9 protein-coding genes and 1 tRNA gene are annotated in these 6,600 nt (G+C 50.8%); 2 read left to right on the top strand and 8 right to left on the bottom strand.

Annotation, left to right across the window (positions count from 1 at the left end; all coding sequences use genetic code 11):
- From VFE46_08515 to VFE46_08490, 6 genes are all read right to left on the bottom strand, one after another.
- The coding region (locus VFE46_08515) for an NADH-quinone oxidoreductase subunit A (protein HZZ28031.1) at positions 1-324 on the bottom strand (324 nt) is incomplete at its 3' end.
- Positions 325-566: 242 nt separating this feature from the next.
- Positions 567-1,022, bottom strand: a complete 456-nt coding sequence (locus VFE46_08510; GenBank protein HZZ28030.1) for an OsmC family protein — start codon at positions 1,020-1,022, stop codon at positions 567-569.
- Between the two features lie 32 nt (positions 1,023-1,054).
- On the bottom strand, positions 1,055-1,642 hold the full coding sequence (locus tag VFE46_08505; GenBank protein ID HZZ28029.1) for a nitroreductase family protein: 588 nt from the start codon (positions 1,640-1,642) through the stop codon (positions 1,055-1,057).
- Positions 1,643-1,685: 43 nt separating this feature from the next.
- On the bottom strand, positions 1,686-1,883 hold the full coding sequence (locus VFE46_08500; GenBank protein ID HZZ28028.1) for a hypothetical protein: 198 nt from the start codon (positions 1,881-1,883) through the stop codon (positions 1,686-1,688).
- A 54-nt stretch (positions 1,884-1,937) separates the two neighbouring features.
- The gene (locus VFE46_08495; protein ID HZZ28027.1) at positions 1,938-2,411 is read right to left on the bottom strand and encodes a DUF2203 domain-containing protein; all 474 of its coding nucleotides are present in this window, start codon (positions 2,409-2,411) and stop codon (positions 1,938-1,940) included.
- Positions 2,412-2,450: 39 nt separating this feature from the next.
- A complete protein-coding gene (locus VFE46_08490; protein ID HZZ28026.1) occupies positions 2,451-2,978 on the bottom strand; it encodes an NADH-quinone oxidoreductase subunit I in 528 nt (175 codons plus the stop codon).
- A gap of 831 nt (positions 2,979-3,809) precedes the next feature.
- On the opposite strand from VFE46_08490, the gene csrA reads away from it, so the two are divergent.
- Positions 3,810-4,040, top strand: a complete 231-nt coding sequence (gene csrA, locus VFE46_08485; GenBank protein ID HZZ28025.1) for a carbon storage regulator CsrA — start codon at positions 3,810-3,812, stop codon at positions 4,038-4,040.
- Positions 4,041-4,294: 254 nt separating this feature from the next.
- Positions 4,295-4,367: transfer RNA gene (locus VFE46_08480), tRNA-Glu, on the top strand.
- 35 nt (positions 4,368-4,402) lie between these two features.
- On the opposite strand, the gene tal is transcribed toward VFE46_08480, so the two are convergent.
- Positions 4,403-5,377, bottom strand: a complete 975-nt coding sequence (gene tal / locus VFE46_08475; GenBank protein HZZ28024.1) for a transaldolase — start codon at positions 5,375-5,377, stop codon at positions 4,403-4,405.
- A gap of 52 nt (positions 5,378-5,429) precedes the next feature.
- Positions 5,430-6,497 (bottom strand): class I fructose-bisphosphate aldolase, encoded by a 1,068-nt coding sequence (locus VFE46_08470; protein HZZ28023.1) that lies wholly within the window; start codon positions 6,495-6,497, stop codon positions 5,430-5,432.
- Between the last annotated feature and the right edge of the window lie 103 nt (positions 6,498-6,600).

Raw genomic sequence — 6,600 nt, 5'->3', positions numbered from 1 at the left:
GCTTCCGGAAGATTGCGCCTGAACAATCGGCAGACCCGGATCCATCAATTGCGTCGACTTGCCGAATACATTGGCCCAGGGGAAAAAAAACGCCACTTCGACGTCAAAAATAATGAACAACAGCGCGACCACATAAAACCTGATATCAAACTGCACAAAGCTTGATCCGATGGTAGGCTCGCCGCACTCGTAAATTTCTAATTTTTCAGGATTCGGCGCCTTGGGCCGTAAGAACTTCCCTACCACTAAATTCACAAACAAAAATGCGAACCCGAAGGCCACAAAGAGCAGAAGATAGCCCGCAATCATGGTCGAGGTGGTCATGGTTTGACACTCACCGCTCGGGTCGAATACGAGCGCAGAAAATACTGCGCGGAATAAAAAGGACTGCCAAATTCCCTATCCAGTTTGAACCCGCATTGTAAAAAAGCAGCCGTTGTTTGCAAGCCGGCCATCCGACTATGTAGCGGGGCAATTTGAGTTTTACGTGGCAGATCGCCCGACTGACACAGTTTGGCCATGTGTAAATTGGTCCACGACTTTTGATGAATTAGATCATCGAGCTGTTACGCAACCACCACGCTCGTTTTGATCGAGTTGGCGATAAAGCACTGCTGGTGGGCCAAGTGGTGCAAGTGCTCCATTTCGGCCTGCGTAGGGTGTTTTTCGCCGCTATACGTAATTTTCGGAGCCAATGTCACGCTGCTTATCCAGGGCATGCCTTGTTCGTTTTTAGTCATTTTCCCAACCGCATCGTCTTCATATCGGTCAATTTGAAACCCATGCTTCGCCGCCAGGTACAAAAAAGTGAGCATGTGGCAACTGGCAATTGCGGCGACAAACGCTTCCTCAGGATCCACGCCCAGCGGGTTGGACCACGGCTGCGGCACCACACTTGGCGATGCCGAGGCCGACACCGTAGCGCCGCCATCAAAGGTCCAAACATGCTGCCGGGAATATTTCCCGCCGAGAAAATCCGGTCCGTTGCGCTGCCAATGAATCATCGCGCGATGCTCGGACATTGACTTTCCTCCTCCATTTCCCGTGAAGCCGCTTAAAAATTGAACGGCCCGTCGCAGACAATAGCCCCCAATTTTTTCCGGTCGCTGGGCCCTTCCCTTTTTTGATTTTCTGGCGAGAGCGTTTCTTTGGGGCCGGGTTTTCCAATCGCCGCCATGGCTTCGACACGGAAACCATCGGGGATGTTCAGCGTTGTTTTGGCTCGATCGTAATCGAATCCCTGCATACCGTGAGCCACATAGCCTTTCAGCCAAGCTTGCAACGCCAGATTTTCCCACGCGGCGCCGGTATCAAACGAATGTGTGGGATACGGCTTACCGTTAAAATCAAACGTTTCTTTGGAAACAAACACCAACAGTGCCGCGGCGTTTTTCGTCCATACCTGATTTTGCGGCACCATCAAATCAAAAAACGTTTGCCAATGTGGGCTGCCTCGCCGGGCGTAAAGAATCCTCCACGGTTGGTTATTGTACGACGACGGCGCCCAACGCGCTGCTTCAAACAGCAACATCAACTCCGCCTCAGCAATTTCCTCGCCCGACATCGCCCGCGGCGACCACCGGTCCAAAAACAGTGCCTCAATTGCATGCCCAGCTTTTCGTACTTCGCTGCCTTTGATCATAAAAGCCTCCGGTTTCGCACTTCCGTGACCATAAATAAAATAATCAGTTTTGAGCAGATGCAAACACGTTAGCGGCCGCCGCCGGAACTGTACAGCAAAGGTCCTGCTGGCTATGCCACTCGTGCTGAACTCCGCGCATTAAAAGTGCGCAATCGAACGTGATCGAACCAGCCGGAAACAGCGCGCTGTTGTCGTAAAAGCTCGACCGCACTTCATCAATTGCCAGCGGATCAATGGGCACACGAATTGGGGAAATCGAAAGAGCGTTCGTCAATGCGACCCAGCGATTTACGCTTTAATGCTCCAGTGTTTGACCACCGCTGGCACTAGCGGAATCGACTCCCGCGTCGGCTGTGAGAGGTTGACGGCCTGCAAAACCGGCATCGAGTTCATGCCAATATAGCACTTCGGGTTCGTCTAGTTTCCAGCATAAAAAAGCTTCCCGACCGTCGATCAGAGTTGGAAAATCGACTAGCCCTTCTTGTCCGTTTTTGGGTTCCAAGCCAAGCTTGACGAGTTCTTCCACATAATCGCGCAACCGGCTGCCGTCTTTTTCCAGCTCTTCTTCGATCTGGACCAGTTCTTCGCCATACATGTCGCTCGATTGGCCACTGTGACCCTGTAGTAAGTGCGCCAAGCGTTCCCGCCGATCGATAACATCTCGCGACAGCTGGGCTAAATCTTTCACAATGGCACGCACAAGCGGCAACATGGCATTCGCCTGTTCCACAGTGAAATGCTTGCGAGTGATTTTTGATGAGTCCTTCATAAGAGTCCGGCTTGGTTGGTCGACGATCATCAGACGTGATTACTCATTCGGTCCCCCGTGCACCGGCTCGACAATTACTTTTGATTCGGCCACAGCCGTGGGATTGAGAGTAGATCGCCCCCAAGCCACGTCGACCGGCAATCGCGAAAAATCAACAATACAACCATCGCGACTGTAGCAACTCAAATCGTGCGAAGCACCCATAAAAATGCAATCGACCGGGCACGGCTCCACACACAATGCGCAAAACATGCACTTCGAATAATCAATGGTAAAGCCGGTGATGCGAAAACCCTTCCCGTTGGTAACGCGTTCTTTCCCGATGTAAATACAATCGACGGGGCAGGCTTTAGCACATTGATCGCACGCGATGCAGGTCGTCAGATCGTAGCGATGAAACCCGCGATAGCGAGCTGCCACGGGAACAGGCCGCTCCGGATATTCAAACCGCTGGGTAAACGTACCACGGTTCGGCTCATACGTTTTAACCCAATATCGCAAAGTTACCCATAAACCATGAGCGATCGTGGAAATGGCATCCCAAATATCACGCAACCAGTTTCCCACGAGACTAACTCCATTTCCATTTACGTGTGCAAAAAATCGATTCCCGATGTAGCATACCAGAATATGTTTGATGGCTAATCAAATACCATTCAATCTATAGTCGAATTATAGACATGCGTTCGAATGCCGCAAGCGATTCATTACTGCGAGGAATGGTGCTGAAATAGTATCGTGCATTTTACTGGTTGGATGGTATTTACCTTTAATAATGCCAGGCAATTAAACGAAACGGATATCCGGATGTGACTTTGGTTGATCCAAGCAGGTCTAATTTTTCACCGCCTCGAAAAGCCGATCTCCCGATTTTCGCTACAGGCGGAAGAACTCAGTCCCTTCAACATCTGTGTTCGTGGCTAGCGAGTATTTGGCTTGAATTCCACTACTTGTCCCGAATTGAGAAGATCGATTTTTGCCTTGGGAACTCAAAATGCGGGTTCGCAGCAACCATCACTTGGCATAATTTGTTTGCACCGATGCTTATGTCGATCTATCAGGCAAGTTGTAAGTCATTGAGCTGTATTGACTTAATAAAGTCCGACAGTGGTGAAAATGCTGGGAGTCAGCGAACTTCCAAGGCCTGGCACGAATCTTGTGCCGAAATGCTCAGATTTGTTCAAAAAGCACGGTTTTGGCGTCTTAGTTTGCTTGACTATGACTTTGCAGCACGTAGAGTGAAATGAAGGAAACGCATGTGCCATCGCTATTTTGACGGCCATCCCGCAGTATTTTTCGTCGGGCTGGTTGCTATCGTTGGGCTCTTATTAAAGAACTAAATACCTAGCGACGCCAAAGCAGGCGCGTACCTGCGGTACATGAAGGAAAATAATTACGATGCTAGTCCTCTCCCGCAAGAAAAACGAGAGCATTGTCATTAACAATGACATTACGATCGTAGTCGTAGAAATCCGGGGGGATAAGGTGCGCTTGGGCGTGGAAGCGCCAAAGGAAGTGCCTGTTCACCGCCGAGAGGTCTACGACGCCATTCGCCGTAATGATGCGACTGCGCAAACGCGCTCATCTGATAATGGCGGCACCGATGCAAGCAGCACAGACAACCAGTAAGACAATGAAGTCTGTAATTTGGCGGTTTGTGTATGGTTGTGATCGGTGATGAGGTCGTTCACTCTTATTTGTAGTGAGCCCGCTAGGGGGCCCTAAAGACCGAGCGGATTAATTGACAGCTCGGCGCTAGCCCCTATATACCCCGCTGTCTGCAGCATAGCCCTAGTGGGCCATCCACTTGACTTGTTGCTGCAAGGCTACTACAAACCCTTGGGTCGTGGTGGATTGTCAGCGAGCAGGTTGCAACGCCTTACGGCCCCGTCGTCTAGCGGTCTAGGACACCGGCCTTTCACGCCGGTAACACGGGTTCGAGTCCCGTCGGGGTCACTTAACAGGGTTATGAATCGACAGTCCATTGGGCACTAAACAGCAGCCGGGGCGTGTATTCGTTCGCCCAAATACTTTTCTAGTTTCACTAAGTCGGCGCTGAAATGGCGAATGCCTTCGGACAATTTTTCGGTAGCCATGGCGTCTTCGTTTAGCATCCAGCGGAACGTCTTTTCATCGAGCGATATCTTTTTCACATCGCTATTCTTAGCGGCCGCAGGATCGAGCTTGCGAGTCAATTTTCCATCGGTCGTTTTCAATTCTTCCAATAACTTGGGAGAAATTGTCAGCAGATCGCAACCGGCCAACTCAGTGATTTCACCCGTATTCCGAAAGCTTGCGCCCATAATTTCGGTTTTGTAACCGAATTTTTTGAAGTAGTTGTAGATTTGGGCAACCGACTTCACGCCCGGATCTTCCGCTGCCGGAATCGAATCGACCCCCAGTGATTTCTTGTACCAGTCCAAAATGCGCCCGACGAACGGCGAAATAAGTGTTACCCCCGCTTCCGCGCAGGCGACGGCCTGCGGAAAGCCGAACAATAACGTCAGATTGCAATGAATTCCTTCTTTTTCCAATTTCTCTGCTGCGCGAATTCCTTCCCACGTCGATGCAATTTTGATCAAAATGCGATCCCGTTTGATGCCGGCCTCCTCGTACAACTTGATTAAGCCACGGGCGCGCGCCATGGTCGCTTGACCATCAAACGACAATCGGGCATCCACTTCGGTCGAAACACGGCCAGGAATGATCTTGAGAATTTCCTGCCCGAAGTCCACAAATAGCCGATCAATCAACCGGGCCAGCTGTTGCTCTTTATCGCCTGTGCTTGACTGCGTGGCCTCGATCGCTTCCTCAATGATCCGCTGATATTGAGGCATTTGAGCCGCTTGATAAATAAGCGATGGGTTCGTCGTGGCATCCCGTGGTTGGTAGCGGGCGATGGAATCAAAGTCGCCCGTGTCGGAAACGACCACGGTCATCGATTTGAGTTGTTCTAGCAAGTTCATGAAAACCGCCTCCGCTTGGTACGCGCATCATAAAATTGGAATGGGAGCAAAATTAAGCCACGGTAATGCTGTCATCCAAATACACATCTTGAACGGCATGTAACAAAGTTACACCTTCGTTCATTGGTTTTTGGAAGGCTTTACGACCGGAGATCAGGCCCAATCCGCCGGCCCGTTTGTTAATCACAGCGGTTCGCACCGCTTCCGCCAAATCGCCGGCCCCCTTGCTTTCGCCGCCGGAATTAATCAGCGGAGAACGTCCCATGAAGCAATTCGCGACCTGGTAACGAGTCATTTCGATGGGATGGTTGCCGGGCGTTAATTCGCTGTACACGCGGGGATCGGTTTTGCCGAACTTCAGCGCGTCAAAGCCGTCGTTTGTCGTGGGCAGCTTTTGCTTGATGATATCAGCCTGAATCGTCACCCCCAAGTGATTGGCCTGGCTCGTCAAATCTGCAGCCGTATGGTAATCGACGCCGTCTTTCTTAAACGCATTATTCCGCAAATAGCACCACAGGACGGTCACCATGCCTAGCTCGTGGGCGCGTTCAAACATTGTGGAAACTTCCTGCAACTGCCGATGGCTTTCCTCGCTGCCGAAATAAATCGTCGCGCCCACAGCGACTGCTCCCATCTCAAACGCCTGCTTTACATGACCAAATAAAATCTGATCGTAGGTATTGGGATAGCTCAGAAACTCATTGTGATTCAGTTTGACTAGAAACGGAATTTTATGGGCATATTTGCGGCTAACGGCGCCAAGCACGCCTAAAGTGCTGGCCACAGCGTTACATCCGCCTTCGATCGCCAACTCCACAATCGCCGAAGGATCGAAAAAAATTGGATTGGGTGCGAAACTGGCTCCCGCCGAATGTTCAATGCCTTGATCCACAGGCAAGATCGATACGTAGCCAGTGCCGGCCAGACGGCCCGTATTCAAAATCTGCTGAAAGTTGCGCAGCACAGTCGGGGAACGGTCGCTAAGTGATACCACACGATCGATAAAATCAGGCCCGGGCAAATGCAAGCTGGCTGCGGAAAAGCCGCGACATTTATACTGCAAAAGTGCATCTGCTTCTTTCCCCAACAATTCCACGGATCGGCTTTGGATGGTAGGCATAAATGGAGAGGGTAATGGTTTGCGTGTACGGGCATCTATAACAACAGGACTAAGACGGATCACCGGCTTAATAAATTACACCTGCATTTTATCGAATTTGTGC

Source organism: Pirellulales bacterium, from assembly GCA_035656635.1.
Lineage (GTDB): Bacteria > Planctomycetota > Planctomycetia > Pirellulales > JADZDJ01 > DATJYL01.
The sequence above is the reverse complement of the archived record's forward strand: the minus strand, read 5'-3'. Positions and strand labels throughout refer to the sequence as shown.

What these genes read in the sequence shown, in the direction of transcription:
- VFE46_08510 (HZZ28030.1), bottom strand. Translation starts at nt 1,022, where the DNA reads ATGTCCGAGCATCGCGCGATGATTCATTGGCAGCGCAACGGACCGGAT.
- VFE46_08505 (HZZ28029.1), bottom strand. Translation starts at nt 1,642, where the DNA reads ATGATCAAAGGCAGCGAAGTACGAAAAGCTGGGCATGCAATTGAGGCA.
- VFE46_08495 (HZZ28027.1), bottom strand. Translation starts at nt 2,411, where the DNA reads ATGAAGGACTCATCAAAAATCACTCGCAAGCATTTCACTGTGGAACAG.
- csrA (HZZ28025.1), top strand. Translation starts at nt 3,810, where the DNA reads ATGCTAGTCCTCTCCCGCAAGAAAAACGAGAGCATTGTCATTAACAAT.
- tal (HZZ28024.1), bottom strand. Translation starts at nt 5,377, where the DNA reads ATGAACTTGCTAGAACAACTCAAATCGATGACCGTGGTCGTTTCCGAC.
- VFE46_08470 (HZZ28023.1), bottom strand. Translation starts at nt 6,497, where the DNA reads ATGCCTACCATCCAAAGCCGATCCGTGGAATTGTTGGGGAAAGAAGCA.